Annotated in this window: 16 protein-coding genes; 6 read left to right on the top strand and 10 right to left on the bottom strand. The window is 70.2% G+C overall.

Translation table 11 applies throughout. The annotated features are described in order from the left end of the window. Nucleotides 1-20 precede the first annotated feature (20 nt). Nucleotides 21-1,628: a DUF885 domain-containing protein gene (locus ACQP0P_RS14990; protein ID WP_433376501.1), complete on the bottom strand. Its 1,608-nt coding sequence runs from the start codon at nucleotides 1,626-1,628 to the stop codon at nucleotides 21-23. 120 nt (nucleotides 1,629-1,748) lie between these two features. Here ACQP0P_RS14990 and ACQP0P_RS14985 point away from each other — a divergent pair, with 120 nt between their 5' ends. Next, the gene (locus ACQP0P_RS14985) at nucleotides 1,749-2,069 is read left to right on the top strand and encodes a GroES family chaperonin (protein WP_350915035.1); all 321 of its coding nucleotides are present in this window, start codon (nucleotides 1,749-1,751) and stop codon (nucleotides 2,067-2,069) included. A 159-nt stretch (nucleotides 2,070-2,228) separates the two neighbouring features. On the opposite strand, the gene ACQP0P_RS14980 is transcribed toward ACQP0P_RS14985, so the two are convergent. From ACQP0P_RS14980 to ACQP0P_RS14965, 4 genes are all read right to left on the bottom strand, one after another. After that, on the bottom strand, nucleotides 2,229-3,176 hold the full coding sequence (locus ACQP0P_RS14980; protein ID WP_433376497.1) for a hypothetical protein: 948 nt from the start codon (nucleotides 3,174-3,176) through the stop codon (nucleotides 2,229-2,231). A gap of 116 nt (nucleotides 3,177-3,292) precedes the next feature. After that, on the bottom strand, nucleotides 3,293-3,565 hold the full coding sequence (locus tag ACQP0P_RS14975) for a hypothetical protein (RefSeq protein ID WP_433376494.1): 273 nt from the start codon (nucleotides 3,563-3,565) through the stop codon (nucleotides 3,293-3,295). A gap of 167 nt (nucleotides 3,566-3,732) precedes the next feature. Beyond that, nucleotides 3,733-4,644 (bottom strand): ABC transporter permease, encoded by a 912-nt coding sequence (locus tag ACQP0P_RS14970; RefSeq protein WP_433376491.1) that lies wholly within the window; start codon nucleotides 4,642-4,644, stop codon nucleotides 3,733-3,735. 34 nt (nucleotides 4,645-4,678) lie between these two features. Beyond that, nucleotides 4,679-5,671: an ATP-binding cassette domain-containing protein gene (locus ACQP0P_RS14965; RefSeq protein ID WP_433376488.1), complete on the bottom strand. Its 993-nt coding sequence runs from the start codon at nucleotides 5,669-5,671 to the stop codon at nucleotides 4,679-4,681. 126 nt (nucleotides 5,672-5,797) lie between these two features. On the opposite strand from ACQP0P_RS14965, the gene ACQP0P_RS14960 reads away from it, so the two are divergent. Continuing rightward, complete coding sequence (locus ACQP0P_RS14960; RefSeq protein ID WP_433376485.1) at nucleotides 5,798-6,586, top strand: TetR/AcrR family transcriptional regulator; 789 nt, start codon at nucleotides 5,798-5,800, stop codon at nucleotides 6,584-6,586. A gap of 255 nt (nucleotides 6,587-6,841) precedes the next feature. Here ACQP0P_RS14960 and ACQP0P_RS14955 read toward each other — a convergent pair whose 3' ends face one another. From ACQP0P_RS14955 to soxR, 5 genes are all read right to left on the bottom strand, one after another. After that, on the bottom strand, nucleotides 6,842-8,020 hold the full coding sequence (locus tag ACQP0P_RS14955; protein WP_433376482.1) for an AI-2E family transporter: 1,179 nt from the start codon (nucleotides 8,018-8,020) through the stop codon (nucleotides 6,842-6,844). A 372-nt stretch (nucleotides 8,021-8,392) separates the two neighbouring features. Continuing rightward, nucleotides 8,393-8,767, bottom strand: a complete 375-nt coding sequence (locus ACQP0P_RS14950) for a hypothetical protein (RefSeq protein WP_433376479.1) — start codon at nucleotides 8,765-8,767, stop codon at nucleotides 8,393-8,395. 278 nt (nucleotides 8,768-9,045) lie between these two features. Beyond that, a complete protein-coding gene (locus tag ACQP0P_RS14945) occupies nucleotides 9,046-9,564 on the bottom strand; it encodes a TIGR02611 family protein (protein WP_433376476.1) in 519 nt (172 codons plus the stop codon). Nucleotides 9,565-10,000: 436 nt separating this feature from the next. After that, nucleotides 10,001-12,943, bottom strand: a complete 2,943-nt coding sequence (locus tag ACQP0P_RS14940) for a cellulose binding domain-containing protein (protein WP_433376473.1) — start codon at nucleotides 12,941-12,943, stop codon at nucleotides 10,001-10,003. A gap of 233 nt (nucleotides 12,944-13,176) precedes the next feature. Then, nucleotides 13,177-13,653 carry a redox-sensitive transcriptional activator SoxR gene (soxR, locus tag ACQP0P_RS14935; protein ID WP_433376470.1) on the bottom strand — a complete coding sequence of 159 codons (477 nt, stop codon included), beginning with the start codon at nucleotides 13,651-13,653 and terminating at the stop codon, nucleotides 13,177-13,179. A gap of 140 nt (nucleotides 13,654-13,793) precedes the next feature. Here soxR and ACQP0P_RS14930 point away from each other — a divergent pair, with 140 nt between their 5' ends. From ACQP0P_RS14930 to ACQP0P_RS14915, 4 genes are all read left to right on the top strand, one after another. After that, on the top strand, nucleotides 13,794-14,615 hold the full coding sequence (locus ACQP0P_RS14930) for a patatin-like phospholipase family protein (protein ID WP_433376467.1): 822 nt from the start codon (nucleotides 13,794-13,796) through the stop codon (nucleotides 14,613-14,615). A gap of 7 nt (nucleotides 14,616-14,622) precedes the next feature. Next, nucleotides 14,623-15,231 carry an AAA family ATPase gene (locus tag ACQP0P_RS14925; protein WP_433376464.1) on the top strand — a complete coding sequence of 203 codons (609 nt, stop codon included), beginning with the start codon at nucleotides 14,623-14,625 and terminating at the stop codon, nucleotides 15,229-15,231. Nucleotides 15,232-15,661: 430 nt separating this feature from the next. Beyond that, a complete protein-coding gene (locus ACQP0P_RS14920) occupies nucleotides 15,662-16,621 on the top strand; it encodes a LysR family transcriptional regulator (RefSeq protein ID WP_433376461.1) in 960 nt (319 codons plus the stop codon). Nucleotides 16,622-16,706: 85 nt separating this feature from the next. Continuing rightward, nucleotides 16,707-18,209, top strand: coding sequence for a S1 family peptidase (locus tag ACQP0P_RS14915; protein ID WP_433376458.1), 1,503 nt, complete (start codon nucleotides 16,707-16,709; stop codon nucleotides 18,207-18,209). Nucleotides 18,210-18,331: the final 122 nt, after the last annotated feature.

The following is an 18,331-nucleotide window of genomic DNA, read 5'->3' as shown; positions in this document are numbered from 1 at the left end:
CGGCGGACTCCCTCCCAGGGCTAGGACTCCAGCGCGACCCGGCGGGCCAGGCCCAGCGGGAGACCGCCGGAACCCGCCAGCGTGTCGTGGAAGGCGCGCAGGTCACCGCGGCCCGCGGCCAGGTAGTCGTCACGGATGCGGTCGATCTCCAGGGCCCCCGTCAGGTAGGAGGGTGCCTGGGTGGGCCACGCGCAGTAGCGGTCGACCTCCCCCTTGGCCGTGCCGGGGGTGAGCGAGGACCTCGTGGTCATGAACTCCTCGGCCTGCTCGATCGTCATGTCACCGCAGTGCAGTGAGGTGTCCACGACGATGCGGGCCGCCCGGAAGAGCCGGAAGTCCAGGTGGGCGAGCTCCTGGGCGGGAGTGGTGAAGTAGCCCTGCTCGTGCATGAGCTTCTCGACGTACAGACCCCAGCCCTCGGCGAAGTACGGGGTGCGGAACAGCCTGCGGGCCCGGCGCGGGTTGCCCGCCATCCAGGACAGGTGCCAGTGGTGACCGGGGTACGCCTCGTGGACCGCGATGGAGGGCATCTGGGCCCTGGCGTTGGTGCGCAGCCGCTGGCGGACCTGCTCCTCGGTGAAGGAGGACGGAGTGAAGGGCACGAAGAAGTGCCCGATCCTGGAGGTCGACAGCGGCGGCGGCGACAGGTAGGAGGCGACCGCGAGGATGGGCCGCTGGAACTCGGGCGACGGGACGACCAGGCACTCCTCGCCCTCGGCGAAGGTCACCAGGCCGCGCTCGCGGACGAACCTCCTGGCCCGCTCCGTCTCGGCCTCGTACTCGGCCCGCATGTCCTCCAGCGTCGGCGCGTGGTCGTCCTGAAGCTCGGTGATGACCGCGTGCCAGTCGCCCGAGCCGCCGTCCAGCCGGGCGGCGACCTCGCGCATCCGCGCGTCCAGCTCGTCGTAGGCGGCCTGTCCCCGCCTGAGCAGCTCGTCGGCGCCGTAGCCGAGCATCTCCCGCTCGCGCAACAGCGTGGAGTAGAGCTCCTCCCCCATCCGCCAGGTGCCCTCCGCCCGGAAACCTTCGAGGAACTCCACCAGCTCGTCGAAGGCCGCCGCCGCGGGCTCGGCCGCCGCGGCCAGCCGGGCCCGCAGCGCCTCGTCGGACACCTGGCCGGGGACCGTCCCGGTGAGGAGGCGGCGAGCGGTCCGTGCCTGGCCCAGCCCCCGCTCGACCAGCAGCGGGGCCGCCAGCGCGGGGTCGAGGTTGGCTCGGCAGGCGGCGAGGACGTCCGGCACCTCGGCCAGCCGCGCGACGGCCGCGTCCACCAGCTCGGCCTCACCGGAGAGCCGCTGCAGGAACGGGCTGAACATCGAGGAGAAGATCGGGCCCACGTAGGCGGCCGGATCACGCCGCCAGAGCGGCCACGACTCGTACGCGATCCCGCCGCGCAGCGTGGACATGACGAGTTCCCGGTCGATCTCGTCCTCGAAGTCTCCGGCGTCCTGGGCCTCCTGGAGTCGTTCCAGCCGGCGGCGCGCCTCCCGCTCCCTGGCCAGGATGCCGGCCTCGGTGAAGTCGCCGAGGGTCCTGTCGTACCCCGGCGCGCCCGCGAGGGCGGCATGGATGGGATTCTCCGCCAGGTACCAGTCGAGAAATTCGCTTACCAGCTGGGGGGACGTCATACCGCGAGATCCTACTTCGCAGGCGATTTCAGCACCGATATGGTCACCGGCCGGCCTTCGCCCCCCGCCGAGTCCACGGACACGCAGGCGCGGCTCCGCCGTTCCCATAAACTTCATGACGTGGGTGACCCGAAGTTCGAGATCCAGATGCTCCACGACCGCGTCATGGTCAAGGTCGAGCAGGAGTCAGAGGAACGACGCAGCACGGCCGGCATCGTCATCCCGGCGACGGTGAAGATGGCCAACCGCCTTGTCTGGGGTGAGGTCTGCGGCGCGGGCCAGAACGTCCGGGCGGTCAAGGTCGGCGACAAGGTCCTGTTCAACCCCGAGGACCAGTACGAGGTCGAGGTCCACAGCCAGATCTATCTGGTCATGCGCGAGCGCGACCTGCACGCCATCGCCACCCCGCAGACCGACAACGGCACCGGCCTCTACCTCTGAGCTCCACTGAGCTCTACTGAGGACGGCACCGGCGCCCGGTTTCCGCCGCGGGATCCCGAGGCCCGTGAGACGTCCCACCGCGCGGATCGCCTCCTCGCCCAGGGGCGGCCGTCCCGGAAGAACCCGGCACCCGACCAGCCCGCCCTCGGGCCGCACGGGTCATTTCCGGGTGTATCCGAGATAGAGCTTGTTGTTCCAGTCCTCGGCGGAGAAGGCGGCCAGCACCCGCGTGGTCTTGCCCTTGAGGGTCGACAGGACCACCTGGTAGTGGTTCCCGGAGGGGATGACCGCGATGAAGTGCTTCTCGTCCCACCATCCCCACAGGGCCTTCGGCCGGATGCCGGGCACCTTGGCCGCGAGCCTGCCCGAGGTGCGATCCCAGACACAGACGTGCTCGGTGTAGCTGGACGGGCACCAGGTCATCAGGCCCTTGCCCGAGGGGGTGAAGGCGTCCTCACCACCGGCGGGCCTGCCGGTCTTGGCCAGGGTGCGGCGGATCGTGCCGTCCGGCCCGTAGAAGCGGGCCCCGCCCTGGTACTCGGCCACCACCTCGGTGCCGTCGGAGCTCCAGCGGAACCGCGCGGCCTTGTCGACATCGGCCACGGTCACCGTCTTGGCGCTCTTCGCGGACACGTCGACGACCACGAACCCGGAGGTCACCCACGCCGAGCCGCTCTTCCGCTCGGTGGTCAGCACCGCCTTGCCGCCGTCGCGGCTCCAGTGCACGTAGTGCGCGACGAGCGGTTTCCGCACCGTACGGATCCTGGTGCCCTTGGAGGTCGCCAGGTCGAGCAGGACGACCGAGTCGTAGCCGCTCTTGTAGGAGGTGGGCACCGCCAGCGCGCTGCCCCCCTTCGGCGCGACCGTGATCTCCTGGTAGGCGGCCTGCCGGGTGAACCCGTCACCCCTGCGCAGGTAGGTCGTCTTTCCGAAGGAGTACGAGGTCACCCTGAGCGGGTCCGTGGCGTCCTCCCGTACGGTGACCCTGGTGCCGGGCAGCACGGTATCGACGGGCGCGGCCGCGGCGTGCGCGGGGAGCGGCACGATCGCCGAGGCCAGAACGACAAGGCAGCCGAGGAACCGGTAAATCCCAGGAGTCACGGACACGCCGGAATCCTAAGCTGGAAATCTCTCAAGATCCCGATCTAGACCGAATCGGTTAGAACAGGTGTAAGAGAGGCCGGCGGTGGTGAAGGGTCCTCCTCCCCTCGGGCCATGCCGCGTCATGCCCCCTCACCCGTCGCGGCCCCGCACCTCAGACACTCCCTGCCCGCGGGGAGGCGATGGCGCCGGTGTTCGTAGAACCGGTGACCGAGCGCCGCCGTGACGAGCACCCCGCCGAGCAGCAGGAGCATGAACGGCCCGTACTTCTCATGTCCGATCAGGCCCATGACGAGATGGGCTATGCCGGCGGCGACGATGATCGCGCCGACGTTGAGCAGTTCCCTGTTGAGCGTCCACCCCGAGGCGGATCGTTCCCGTTCCGTCTCACTCATGCCCCCAGGTTCACTACGGTCAGTTACAGGCTCCGACGGATTCCGTCACCGCGATGTAAAACGCGGAGCGGTGATGTAAAAGGCGGAGCATCTTCTCGCGGTGGCAGACGTTGTGATCCATCGGGAAACAGGACCTCCCCCGGCCGCGCAAAGACCTGAAGACTCCGTCAGCCGCCGAGCCGGCGGAACCTGTGCGCCGACAACGGCAGGAAGACGGCGATCAGCAGCAGCGGCCAGAGGAGCGCCATGAGGGTGGCGTTCTGCACGATCCACGACTCTCCCGCCCAGCCGGGGTTGTCGAAGAGCCTCCTGGTGGCCGTGGCGGTGGCCGAGAGCGGGTTCCACTGCGCGATCGCACCAAGCCAGCCGGGCATGGTGGCGGGATCGACGAACACGCTGGACAGGAAGCCGACCGGCCAGACCAGGATCTGCACCGACGTCACCACCTCCGGCCCTCCCGAGACCAGGCCGATGTAGATCCCCACCCAGAGCAGGGCGAAGCGCAGCAGCAGGAGCAGGCCCACCGCGGCCAGCGCCTCGGTCAGGCCGCCCTCGGCACGCCAGCCGAGCAGCAGCCCGGCCCCGATCATGACGGCCAGCCCGACCACCGAGTTGAGCATGTCGGCGATCCCGCGGCCCATGACGACCGCCGAGGCGCTCATCGGCATCGAGCGGAACCTGTCTGTCACCCCCTTGGCCGCGTCGGTGGTGACCGCCATCATCGTGCTCTCCAGGCCGAAGAGCATGGTCATCGCGAACATGCCGGGGATCAGGAAGTCGAAGTAGCCGCCCCCGCCGGGGACGCCGATGGCGCCGCCGAACAGGCCGCCGAACATCAGCACCATCATGACCGGGAAGAGCCATCCGACGGCGACCGTTCCCGGGCGGCGGGCCCAGTGGCCCAGGTCGCGCAGGGTGATGGTCCAGGAGTCGGCCAGCGCCCAGCCGAACCGGGAGAGCGGGGAGGTGGCGGGCGGGGTCGAGGTCGTCGTGCTCACGCGGATGCCTCCGTGTCGGGGGTCGGGATCGTCGTACTCACCGGGGCGCGCGGCGGCGATGTCCATGCCGGAGGTGCCCATACCGAGCCCCTGCCGGAGAGCGCGGTCGCGGCGTTCACGCGGACGCCCCGGTACGGGCGGCCGTGTGCTCGGCACCGCCCGTCAGGTGCAGGAAGACCTCGTCGAGCGTGGGGCGGCGCAGCGTGACGTCGACCGGCTCGATCCCGGCGTCGCCGAGCGCGGTGGCCATGGTGACGAGCGCCCGGGTGCGCTCGGCGACCGGGATGCTGACCCGGCGCGACTCGGCGTCCACCAGGATCCCGCCGGAGGCGACCCGCGCCGCGAGCGCCTCCGCCCCGGCCACGTCCCCCGGATCGGCGAGGACGAGGTCGAGCCAGTCGCCGCCGATGGCCGACTTCAGCTCCTCGGGAGTGCCCTCGGCGACGACCCGGCCCGCCCCGAGCATGGTGATCCGGTCGGCCAGCCGGTCCGCCTCCTCCAGATACTGGGTGGTGAGCAGCACGGTCGTGCCGGAGCCGACCAGGTCGCGGATGGCCGACCACACCTCCTGGCGGGCGGCCGGGTCGAGGCCGGTGGTGGGCTCGTCCACGAAGAGCACCTGGGGTGCCACGATGAGGCTCGCCGCCAGGTCGAGCCGCCTGCGCATGCCGCCGGAGTACGCGCCGACCGGCCTGGCCCCGGCATCCGCCAGTGAGAAGCGCTTCAGCAGCTCGTCGGCCCGCCTCCGCGCCCCGGCGGCCGGCAGGTGGTTCAGCCTGCCGAACATCACCAGGTTCTGCCGCCCGCTGAGGATCTCGTCGACCGCCGCGTACTGACCGACCAGCCCGATCCGCTCGCGTACCCGCCGCGCCTGCGTGCGGACGTCGAATCCCGCGACGCTCGCCCGGCCCGAGTCCGGGCGCAGCAGCGTGGACAGGATCCTGATCGCCGTGGTCTTGCCCGCGCCGTTGGGCCCGAGCAGGCCGCAGACCGTTCCGGCCGCCACCTCCAGGTCGAACCCGTTGAGCCCCGCCCCCTCGGAGGCGCCCGCGTAGTTCTTGCGCACGTCGTGCGCGGCGATCGCGAACTCCGTCGCTCGCACAGCCACCTGTCTCACCCCTGTTTCGCCTGTCTTCCCACCCGGCGCCGTCGCGCCTCCGTGGCGTAGACCGTACCGTACATCGTACGGCTCGGCTACGGTGGTCCCAACGACGAAAATCTGGAGACTGTTCCCTTGAGTGCGAAGAAAGCTTCCGACGCCGACCCGGCACGCAGCCTGGCGCTCCTGTGGGGCTCGCACAGCAAACCGGGGCGTTCCGGGCTCACCGTGCGCTCGATCGTCCTGGCGGCCATCGAACTGGCCAACGCCGAGGGGCTCGAAGCGGTCTCGATGCGCCAGGTCGCCGAGCGACTGGGGGCCGGGACCATGTCCCTCTACACCCACGTCCCCGGCAAGGGCGAGCTGACCGACCTCATGGTCGACACCGCGTACGGGGAGCTGTACGCCGATGTGGACGCCCCGTCCCGGCAGCCCGGCGGCTGGCGGGGCGCGCTGGAGTTCGTCGCCGCCCGCAACTGGGACCTCTACCGGCGCAACCCGTGGCTGCTGCAGGTCATCGACGCCCGCTCCACGCTGGGGCCGAACGCGTCGCTCAAGTACGAGGCCGAGCTACGCCCGCTGGACGGCGTCGGCCTGACGGACGTCGAGATGGACTCCGTGCTGGCCCTGGTCCTCAGCCACGTGCAGAGCACCGCCAGGGCCGCGGCCAACCAGGCACGGGTCCAGCAGGAGAGCGGGATGACCGACGTCGAGTGGTGGCTGTCCAACGCCCCGCTGCTCGACAAGATCATGGACGACACCCGCTTCCCGGTCGCCTCCCGCGTCGGCCAGGCCGCGGGCCAGGCCCATCATGCGATCTCCGACCCCGCACACGCCCTGGCCTTCGGCCTGGACCGCATCCTGGACGGCGTCACCGACCTGATCGCGAGCCGGAACCCGGCGAACGGGAGACAGGACCGCTGATCGGGAGCCGGGTCAGCCCGCGGCCGGGGTGAGACCGGCGGCGCGGGCACGGAGGACGACTTCCGGCTCGAAGCGGTCGCCGGAGGTGCCGAGCCGGCCGGCGAAGAGTCCGGCGGCCCGGCGGAGGCGGTGGTGGACGGTCCGCGGGTGGATGCACAGGATCTCGTGGCGCCGGTGAGTGACCGCAACGCGTTAACCGAGAGGATCGGCAGGCGCATGGTCACGCTGTGACGGACGTGAGACGGCCCTTGTGAATCAGGTGGGCTCCTCCGCCGGTGCGACCATGTCGGTTCCGGGCTCCCGGGGCGGTCCGGCCGTGCCGGTTCCGGGCTCCTCCGCCGGTCCGGCCATGTCGGTTCCGGGCTCCCGGGGCGGGTCGCTGAGCTGTTCGCGCAGGTACTTCCAGACCACGGCGATCAGGGCGGCGGCCGGTACGGCGAGCAGGCTGCCCACGATGCCGGCCAGGCTGCCGCCCAGCGTCACCGCGAGCAGGATCACCGCCGCGTGCAGGCCCAGGCCGTGGCTCTGCACCATCGGCTGGAACACGTTGCCCTCAAGCTGCTGGACCGCGATGATGATGGCCAGCACGATCAGCGCGTCCGTCGGGCCGTTCGACACCAGCGTGACGAGCACGGCGACGAGGCCGGCGAACAGGGCACCGATGATGGGCACGAACGCCGTCACGAAGGTCAGGACCGCCAGTGGGAACACCAGCGGCACGCCCACGATCCACAGGCCGAGGCCGATGAAGACGGCGTCGAGCAGGCCGACGAACGCCTGGGAGCGGACGAACGCGCCGAGGGTGTCCCAGCCGCGTGCGGCCACGGCCGGCACGTCCACGGCGAGGCGGCCGGGGAGCTGGCGGGTCAGCCACGGCAGGAACCGCGGACCGTCCTTGAGGAAGAAGAACATCAGGAAGAGCGCGAGGACGGTGGTGATCAAACCGTTGGCGACGGCGCCCACCCCGGTCACGGTCGCGTTGACGATGCTGCCGACGCTGTCCTGGATGCGGGCGATCGCGGTGTCGAGCACGCTGGCGACCTGGTCGTTGCCGATGTTCAGCGGCGGCCCGGCGGCCCATTCGCGCACCTGCTTGATGCCGTTGACCACGCCGGTGGCCAGCTCTCCGGACTGGGACGCGACGGGCACGACGATCAGGACCACGATGCCCGCGGCGACCAGGAGGAACAGCAGGGTCACGGCCGACGCGGCCAGGGCGGGGGGCCAGCCGTGCCGGCGCAGGAAACGGGTCACCGGCCAGGTCAGTGTGGTGAGCAGCAGGGCGACCATGAGCGGCCAGACCACGGACCACATCTGGCCCACGACCCACAGGACCACCGCGCCCATCAGCAGGACCAGCAGCATCTCCGCGGAGATGCGCGCCGAGGTGCGCAGTGCGGCCTTGGTCTTCGTGGTACTCAGCGTGGCAGGCATGTGATCACCCTATGCATCTTCATGATCAGGCCCGCATCAACGCACAGGATTCAGGCGGACTCATACTGACATGGCACCGCTTGCCCTGTTTCACCCTGTCAAAACGGCGCCCTACTTCATAGTAAAAGGAGTCATGCGTCCGTTTCTCCTGGAAGTCCGGCACGATCCGGGGTCTCAGGCCGACGAACGCCCCTCTCGACGAGGAGAGAAGCCGGACAGGAGCAGCCCCACCGCGACACACGGCATCGCGCCGAACACCACGAAGAGCGAGGCCGCAAGAAACGAACGACCCCGCTCGACGCGGAAAGAAGCCAGGCAGGAGCGGCGTCGCCACGTACACGCCCGTTCTCGCCCGGTATACTCCCGGCTGGTTTAGAAGTAGCCGGTGCCCGTGATGGCGGCCGCTGTGTCACCCATGTTCTTCACCCGGTAGCGGATGCACTGGGCGGGCTGGGGAGTGCTGGCGGCGACGTGCGCGGCGTGGTCGTCGGCGGCGATCGGCACCGACCCGATGTACCGGCCGCGGCAGTTGCCGACCTTGACCTTGACGGGCACGCTGTTGTTGTCCAGCTTGACCAGCACGTTTCCGTTGTACTGCTTCCCGGGGACGAGCTCGGGCGTGAGGAACACCTCCTCGCCGGGCTGCACCCTCGCGGACAGGTTGACGTCATCGGCGTGGGCGGGGGTGCCGGTCAGGGCGACGGCTCCGGCGGCCGCCAGGGCCAACATCGAGGACAGGGCGCGCATCGAACGTCACTCTCCTTATTCGTCTCTGCCGATCCGTCCCTGCGGATCGGACGTGGAGACACTACGGAGAGTCACATCCAGGGATGATAACGAGGTGGCCGAGTCCGGGTAAAACTCCCGGGAGTGCGGTTCCGCTGCCCGTACGTACCGCGTCATTACCGGTCGGAATGGCCGCCGTCGCCGTCACCGAAGGGGCCTCGGGGCCGGGCGGGTCAGGTACGGGTGACCCGCCCCTCCTCGCAGGCCTGTGCGCATGAGCGGGGTCCGGCGCCGGGAGGCTATCGGGTGAGGAGCCTCTGGGCCTCGACGATCAGGTCGAGGTTGAGGCTGAGCTTGAGGCCGTAGTAGACGATGGCGGTGGCGGTCGCCGCGGCGACGAGGACGACCAGGATCTTGACGCTCCAGCCCTGGCGGCCCAGCCAGGCCGTCCAGGCCGACAGGGTCCGCTTGCCGAACTCCAGTAGCCGGTGTGCCCAGTGGAACTCGGTGGCCAGCACCGCCAGCCCCGCGAAGACGACCAGCCAGCCGGGGCCGGGGAAGGGCACCATGACGAGACCACCGATGACCAGCACCGCGCCGATGGTGCCGATGACGACCTTCAGGGTGAGACGTCCGGTGCGAGTGGACCTGATCCCGTCGAGCCAGCCGTGGATACCGGACCGCTCGGCGGCCTCGTCCTTCAGCACGTCGGCGTCGCCGGTCTCGCTCCGCCTGTCAACGATCTCGTTTGGAGCGCCGGTTTCCGACGGGCGCCCCGTCTCGTCCTGAGGGCTGCACACCCCGTCTGAGACCGCCATACTCTCCCCCGGACAATCGGTTTTCTTCACAATAGGGTCTGCCGAGCGGCCTGGCCGCCGTTGACGCCTTACATCATCCTTAAGGCTGAGGCCATGGGGTTCTCCAGGCGGAGGCCGCGATACCCGACCTCCCTCGTTCGGCTGGATATACCCGCGAACAACGTATAGGACGACAGGTAGCACTTACATCGCGAATCATCACCGGAGCGGCGGAAGCGAAACGGCCCCGCCGGGGCCCGTTCGGGGCGTGGGCGGGGCCGTACGGACTCCCGGTGCCCCGCGGTTCCACACGGGGCACCGGAAGCGCCGGTGCGTCCGACAGCCTGGACCCCCCGGCCTCGGCGACGGGTCACCCCGGCAGGTCTCCCTTACCGGTCACCCTTCCGGGGTGACCAGGCCGTCAAGAAAGCACCGTTCGGGGGCGCGGAAAGCGCCGTCAGGGGGCGGTGCAGGTGACGTTGGAGGGAACGCCGTTGGTACCGGTCCAGGAGGCGCCGAAGCCGAACGACGTGGCGGCTCCGGCGGCCAGGACGCCGTTCCAGCTCGCGTTCTTCACGGTGACGTCGGCGCCGGTCTGGGTGTGCACGCCGCTCCAGAGCTGGGTGATCGTCTGACCGTTCGGGAACGACCACTTGACGGTCCAGCCGGTGGTCGCCGAGGTGCCGGTGTTCTTTACGGTCACCTCGCCCTGGAAGCCGCCAGGCCAGGAGTTGGACACCGTGTAGGTCGCGGTGCAGCCGCCGCCGACCGGCCCGGTGAGGGTCCTGAAGGTCACCGGGCCGGAGGCGGTCGAGCTGTTCCCCGCGGCGTCCCGGGCGATCACGTAGAAGGTGTACGAGGTGTCGGAGGTCAGCCCGGTCAGCGCGAACGACGCCGAGGCCGGCGAACCCACCTTGACATCCGTCGCCCCCGCCTCACGGTAGACGTCATAACCGCTCACCCCGACGGCGTCCGTCGAAGCCGTCCAGGACAGCGCCGCACCCGAGGAGGTGATCGCCGAGGCGACCGGGGTGCCCGGCTTGGTCGGCGGGACGGTGTCGACCGGCGGGACGACCCCGCCGTTGTCGGCGTACAGGATGCCGCGGCCGTTGGTGCCGAGATAGACGCGGCCGTAGACGCGCGGGTCGCCGGTGATCGCCTCGCCCGCGTTGCCGTACTGGTGCTGGTCGTCGTTGATCCTGACCCAGCTCGCGCCGGCGTCGTCGGAGCGGAACACGCCGTTGACGCCGCCGACCGTGGCGACCGCGTACAGCGCCTGGTAGCCGGAGGCGGTGGCGGACTTGCCGAAGCCGATGTTGACGGCGCTCGTGACATTGGAGAGCTTGGTGAACGACGTGCCGCCGTTGGTGGAGTGCCAGATGCCCGAACCGGTCGTCGACCCCCCGGCCAGCCAGATGTCGCCCTCGCGGCCGGGTACCGCCTTGAACTTGACGTTGCCCTCGGTGGGCAGCCCGGTCGCGGCGGTGGCCGCGAAGGAGGCGCCGCCGTTGGTGCTGGCGTAGAACTTTCCGGCGCTGAAGCCGTAGAACGTGTTGGAGTTCACCCGGTCGGACTCGACCACGGCATTGGCCGGGAGCCCGGTGGAGGCGGTCCACGAGTTGCCGTAGCCGACCGAGTAGTGCACGCCCACGTCCTTGGGCGCCCAGACGAACCTGGACCCGTTGGCCGCGGCCGCGATCGTGCCGCCCTCGTTGATCCCGCTCGGCTCGGCGCCCTGGAACCAGTTGGCGCCGCCGTCGGTGGAGAACGCGGCGTGGCTGTCGTTCGGCCGGTCGGAGTCGGTGAAGTTGCCCGCGCGGACCATGATCGACGGGTTGGTCTCGGCGTAGTCGAGGCTGGTCGTCGAGGTGAAGTTGGGCGAGGTGAACATCATGGGCGGTACGGCGTCGAGGTTGGTGTGGCGGAAGCCGCCGATGTCGCCGAGACCGCTGACCAGCGGAGCTCCTGAGGGCGGGCTGATCAGGTCGAGGACCGCGGTCTCCTCAAGTCCCCTCACCATCGGCTTGATGGTGAACTGGCCGCCGGTGTCCCACTTCTTCAGGTCCTCGGTGCCGTAGAGCGTGGCGCCGGTGCCGTACATCATGCGGTTGCCGTCGAACGGGTCGATCTCCAGCGATTCGGTCATCCAGCCGAGCTTGGGCGTCGTCTCCGGCGGCTGCGGATTGGCCCCGAAGGTGAGCCACGGCGAGGAGGAGACGTCCATCGTGTAGCGGAAGCTACGGTTCGGGTAGGAGGTGAAGTCCCAGACGCGGGTCCAGGTCGCCCCGGAGTCGGTGGAGCGGAAGAAGATGACGTCCGGCCACCAGGAGATCTGGGTGGCGACCATGATCGTGCCGGGGTTCTGCCGGTCGATGGTGAGGCCGCTGTAGCCGAAGTAGTCGTCGGCCGAACTGGAGGGGACCGGGCTGATCTGGGTCCAGGCGCCGGTGGTCGTGTTGAGCTTCCACACGTCGCCCTTGGCGCCGTCGTACGGGCCGCCGGTGTCGCTGGTGGCGATGTAGAGCGTGTGGTTGACGTGGTCGAGCACGCCCTTGTGCGCGATGTAGCCGGTGGGCTGGCCGGCCACCCTGGTCCAGGTGGTCCCGCCGTCGGCGGAGCTGTAGACGGTGTTCGCCTTGTCCGCGACGCCGACGTAGATCTTCTGCGTGGTGTTGCCCGCGGTCGCCGAGGACGGGTCGAAGGTCACCCAGACCACGCCGGGACGGTGGCTGAGGTAGCCGTTGGGGTCGGCGGGGTCGGCGGCGTAGTTGCCCGCGTTGGGGAAGGAGGCGACCTTGGCCCAGGTCACGCCCTTGTCGGTGCTGCGCCACAGGCCGTTGCCGTCGGGCGCGCCGAGGTAGACGATGCTGTTCCTGTTGGGGTCGACGGCCAGCCGCTCACCCATGCCCCGGCCGGGCATGTTGCCGCCGAGCTTGAACGGCAGCGCCGTGGCCTGCCAGGTCGCGCCCTTGTCGGCGGAGCGCAGGATGGCGCCGTTGTTGGGATCCCAGCTGTTGGTGTACATCCCGGCGGCGACGTAGACCCGGTTGGTCTCCACCGGGTCGGTGGCCAGGCTGACCACGCCGTTGTAGCCCCACTTGTCCCAGCCCACCCAGTCGAGCAGCGGAGTCCAGGTCTTGCTCGCCTGCTCCCAGCGGTAGGCGCCGCCGATGTCGGTGCGGGCGTAGATCAGGTTCTTCTCCTTCTGGTTGAACACGATCCCCGGCACGAACCCGCCACCGTCGATCCTGACGTTCTTCCAGGTGTACGTCTCGGCGGCGGCAGCGGCGGCAGCGGTCCCGGACGCGGACGCCGGAGCGACCCCGCCCGCGACGGCCACGCCGACCGACGCGCACGCCACCGCCGCGGCGGTGAGCATGCTGAACAGCCTTCTTCGCATGTACGGCTTCCCTTCGCAATGCAACGGACAAACCGCCATGCACGATCAGGTGACGGGACCCTGACCTTCGACCGCCCATGATGCGCGTGCATGAACGCCCAGAGGTTCACACGCCGGACCCCGCCCCGTCAATAGTTTGAACAGGCAACTAACAAATAAGTGTCCGGCCGCAGCGTGCCGCGCGGGGAGGGCGCGGCGTACGCGGGCGTCCCGCACGTGGCGCCTTCCGGGACCTACTCCGGATCACAGTCGGTGGCGCACTCCCGGCGGGAAGCGATCATCAGCCGCGAACCCGGCCCTCTCGCCGCGGCCACGTCGTCGGGGTTGGCCAGCGCACAGCGGTCCAGCGAGAGGCAGCCGCAGGCTATGCACTCGGTCAGTCCGTGCCGGAGACGTTCGAGCTGCCTGATCCGGTCGTCGAGCTCGTCCTGCCACATCGCCGAGAGCCTCGCCCAGTCCTCCCTGGTGGGGGTCCGCCCGTCGGGGAGCGCGGACAGCGCCTCCTGGATCGTCCGAAGCGGGATCCCGACCCGCTGGGAGACCCGGATGAAGGCGATCCTGCGCAGCGTGTCACGGGAGAAGCGGCGCTGGTTGCCCGTGGTGCGGCGGCTGCGGATCAGGCCCTTGGACTCGTAGAAGTGCAGGGCGGAGACGGCGACCCCGCTGCGCGAGGAGAGCTGACCGACGGTTATCTCCGGATTGTTGGGCATGCCGCAGTCTACCCTGACCTCAACTTACATCGAGGTTATCGGGTGGCACACCGTTCACGGGAGCTCGCCCGTCTCGAAGCCCGGAGCGTCAAAACGTCCCCCCTCGGCTCCAGAGGGATGTTCGGGTAAGAATAGGCCGCATGACGAGAACACTGGTGCTGGGTGGCGGAGGCGTGGCGGGCATCGCCTGGGAGGCGGGGATCATCACGGGTCTTCGCAAGGCGGGACTGGAGCTGGGCGAGGCCGACCTGGTGGTCGGCACCTCGGCCGGCTCGGTGGTCGGGACGCTGGTCGCCACCGAGGTCGACCTGGAGAGCTCGGTCGGCGTCCAGGCGGACACCGAGACCGCGACCGTCTCCGCGGTGGACATGGAGGCGGTCATGGCCGCCTTCGGCGTGCTGTACGACCCGTCCCTGGAACCGCGGGAGGCCCGGCGCAGGGTCGGCGAGCTGGCCCTGGCCGTGCGGGACACCGGCGCCAGGATCGAGACGATCGGCGACCGGCTGCCCGTCAAGGAGTGGCCGGAGCGCCGCCTGCTGATCACCGCGGTCGACGCGGCGACCGGCGAGTTCGTGGTCTGGGAACGCGACTCGGGGGCGCCGCTGGTGTCGGCGGTCGCCTCCAGCTGCGCGGTCCCCTGCGTGTTCCCGCCGGTGGAGATCGGCGGGCGCCGCTACATGGACGGCGGGGTGCGCTCGGCGACCAACGCCGACCTGGCGGCGGGCAGCTCGGCCGTGGTCATCCTGGAACCGCTGGCGCACGTCTCACCGAGGGCGCGCTTCGAGGCCGAGCTGGCCGAACTGGGGGACGCGGCGGTCGCGCACATCGTCCCCGACGAGGCCTCGGTCGCCGTGTTCGGCGCCAACGTCCTCGACCCGGCCCTGTGGCGCCCCGCCTTCCAGGCCGGCCTCGCCCAGGCGCCCGCCGTCGCGGAGAGCGTGGCCAGGGCCTGGAAGGACTGAGAACGACGTGGGCGCGGACGGGGCGGCGCCGCTCTGGGTGGTGAGCGGCCCGCCGGGAGCGGGGAAGTCGACGGTCGCGGCGGCGCTGCTGGCGCTGCTCGACCCACCTCCCGCGCTGCTCGACAAGGACACCGTCTACGGCGGCTTCGTCGCCGCCACCCTCCGCGCCCACGGCCGCGACGACGGGGAACGCGAAGGCCCCTGGTACGACCAGCACATCAAGCGCTACGAATACAACGGGCTGACCGAGGTCGCCCGGCAGATCCGCTCGCACGGCTGCCCGGTGATGCTGGAAGGCCCCTTCACCACCCAGGTACACGACGCGGCGGTGTGGGAGCGCTGGGTCGGGCGGCTGGGCGGGCCGCCCGTACACCTCCTCTGGGTCCGCTCGGACGGTGCGGCGCTGCGCTCCCGGCTGGAGGCCAGAGGGCTCGCCAGGGACGCGGGCAAGCTGGGCCGCTTCGAGGACTACCTGCGGGCCATCAGGGTGGACGAACCACCCGTCGTGCCGCACGACGAGATCGACAACCGTCCGGGGGCGCCCTCCCCGGTGGCACAGCTGGAGAGGCTCGTCGCCTCCTGGCGGGCCGCTCCCCGGGGCGGCTCCGGCCCCTGACCGGTTTCACCGCCGAGGATCTCCCCGGCGACGGGCGGGGCCATCGGCCCCCGGGGCGCCGGGAGGCGGAGCGGCCCCGGCCGCCGCCGGACCCGCGTGCCCCCGGTGAGCCCGTGGCGCGCATCGGCGCGTCCGCCTCCTTCTCCCGCGCCCGTACGGGAGTCCCGGCCGCCGGATATCGGTGGGCCCGGCGTCCGAAATGCGGGTGAAATCCGAATCGCGGGAATCTCGGATGCCGGACACCGGCACCGGCTTCTCGACCATGGAAATCGTGACCTTCCGGATTCGGCCCCGGCAGGCGTCAACGGTCACCCCAAGTCACCCCGTATTTCCGGACCAGAACCCTATTTGGAACGATTCGACAAAATTGAGTCATATTTCATGACAAGTTTGCATTGCAGGCATAACGTGGCGGCCTTACGTTCCCGGTATGGATCTCGAGCTCCGACATCTCAAGATCGTGCGCGCGGTGGCACAGGCCGGTAGTGTCACCAAGGCCGCCACCCACCTCGGACTGGCCCAACCCGCACTGACAGCACAGCTCAAACGGATAGAGCGGGTTCTCGGGGGAGCTCTTTTCGAACGCGATCACAACGGCGCGCGGCCCACGCCCCTGGGGGAGCTGGTCCTGTCACGCGCGCTGGTACTACTGCCCGCGGCCCGCGAACTCCAGGAGGAGGCGCTTCGATTCGCCAACGCGAACGCCGACGTCCCCAGCTACCGGCTGGGCGCCACCAACGGCCCGATACTCGGCGGCCTGATGGACCGCCTCGCCACCGCCTGGCCGTCCACTCCGGTGAGCACCCACACCTCCTGGTCCGCCAAGGAGCTCACCACCATGGTGATGCTGGGCCGGATCGACTTCGCGTTCATCGGCGCCTGCGGGGAGAGCCCACCACCGGTGGAGGGACCGGTGGTGTGGTCGACCGTGGGCACCGACCCGGTCTTCGTACTGCTCAACGAGGACCATCCGCTGGTCGACAGAGAGGAGGTGGAACTGGCCGAACTGGCCGACGAGCAGTGGACCGTCACCCCCGGCGACAGCTGCTTCGGCGACTGCTTCGCCACGGCCTGCGCCCGCGCCGGCTTCACCCCCAAGACCATCTACGAGACCGACGTGGCCACCTGCATGCACCTGGCCAAGGTCGGCCGCGCCGCCGCGCTCTGCCAGGCGACCTTCCAGCCCGCCGAGGGGTTGAAGCTGGTGCCGCTCGCCGGTACCCCGCTGCGCTGGCGGCAGCTGTTCGGCTGGCACCCGGAGGCGGCCACCGCCGGAGCCGCCACGGCGATCCTCGAACACGCGAAGGCCGCGCACTCCGACGCGGTCGGGCGGAGCAGACGATATGCCGCGTGGCTGACGGAGAACCCCGGGTTGGGCACCTGTCCATAACGTGACGATAGGGGACATTCGGTAGAGGCGCGCCTCATGTGTACACCGTTACCTTGACGGCACCCCCCACATGAGGAGAGAACCCATGCTCCGCAGAAGTGCCGTGACAGCGGGCTTCGCGCTCGCTGTCGCCATGGTGGCCACCCCCGCCATCGCCCACCAGGGACCCGGCGAGACCGCCACCGCCCCCTACACCCTCGCCGAGGCCCGGACGCTGGTGGAGGCCACTGCCAAGCCGGCTCCGGGCCTGGTCGACGCCATCCGGCGCGACCTCGGCGGCACCAGCGAGCAGGCCTCGGCTCGACTGATCAACGAGGCCGCCGCCGCCAAGGTCGAGCCCGCCCTCCGCGGACGGCTCGGCACCTCCTTCGCCGGAGCCTGGGTGACCGGCCCCACCTCCAACCTCGTGATCGCCACCAGCGACTCCACCAAGATCGCCTCGCTCGCCACGTCGGGCGCGGAGGTCAAGCTCTTCAGGAACTCCCTGGCCACGCTCGACACGGCCAAGGAGCGCCTCGACCAGCTCGTGGCCTCCGCGCCGAAGTCGATCCCGTCCTGGTACGTCGACGTGCGGAGCAACAGCGTCGTCGTGCTGGCCGGTGACGTCGCCGAGGCGCAGGCGTTCGTGGACGGCAGCGGCGTGGACAGGTCGCTCGTCCGCGTCGAGGCCTCGCAGGAGAAGCCCAAGCCGCTCTACGACGTCCGCGGCGGCGACGCCTTCTACATGGGAGGCCGCTGCTCGGTCGGCTTCTCGGTCACCCGCGGCAGCCAGGGCGGCTTCGCCACCGCCGGCCACTGCGGCACGGCCGGCACCGCCACCCAGGGCTACAACCAGGTCGCCCAGGGCACCTTCCAGGGCTCGTCCTTCCCCGGTAACGACTACGCGTGGGTCGCGGTCAACTCCAACTGGACCCCGACCGGCGTGGTGAACGGCTACAGCGCGGGCATCCTTCCGGTGGCCGGCTCCACCCAGCAGGTCGTGGGCAGCTCCATCTGCCGCTCCGGCTCCACCACCCAGTACCGCTGCGGCACCATCAGCCAGCACAACACGAGCGTCACCTACCCCGAGGGCACCATCACCGGCCTGACCCGCACCACCGTGTGCGCCGAGCCCGGCGACTCCGGCGGCTCCTACATCTCCGGCAGCCAGGCCCAGGGCGTCACCTCCGGCGGCTCCGGCAACTGCACCGTCGGCGGCACCACCTACCACCAGCCGATCAACGAGATCCTGTCGGCGTACGGGCTCACCCTGGTGACCAACGGAACCCCGCCGCCCACCGGGTGCACCGGTTACCAGAGCTCCTACACCGGCTCGCTGACGTCCAACGCCAACGCCTACCAGCCCGGCACCGCCGGCTACAGCGCCGCCGCGGGCGTCCACCGCGTCTGCCTGGACGGGCCCAACGGCACCGACTACGACGCCTACCTGCAGAAGCTGAGCGGCTCCACCTGGACGACCGTGGCCAGCGGGACCTCTCCCAACCCCGATGAGGCCTTCACCTACAGCGGCACCGCGGGCACCTACCGCGTACGGGTGCACGCCTACAGCGGCTCCGGCTCCTACACCCTCGGCCTGACCAGGCCGTAAGGGCCTTCCCCGCCGGACCCGATCGAGTCCGGCGGGGAACACACCGGGCACACGAGCCCCGGGGATCCCCCGCCCCAAACAGCCCCCGGGAGGTGTACCGGAAGCCCTCCCCGCCACGAGCA

This window comes from Streptosporangium sp. CA-115845 (assembly GCF_050943795.1).
In the GTDB taxonomy this organism is placed as follows: Bacteria; Actinomycetota; Actinomycetes; order Streptosporangiales; family Streptosporangiaceae; genus Streptosporangium.
Note: the sequence above shows the minus strand (reverse complement) of the source record. Positions and strands in the feature narration are given on the sequence as shown.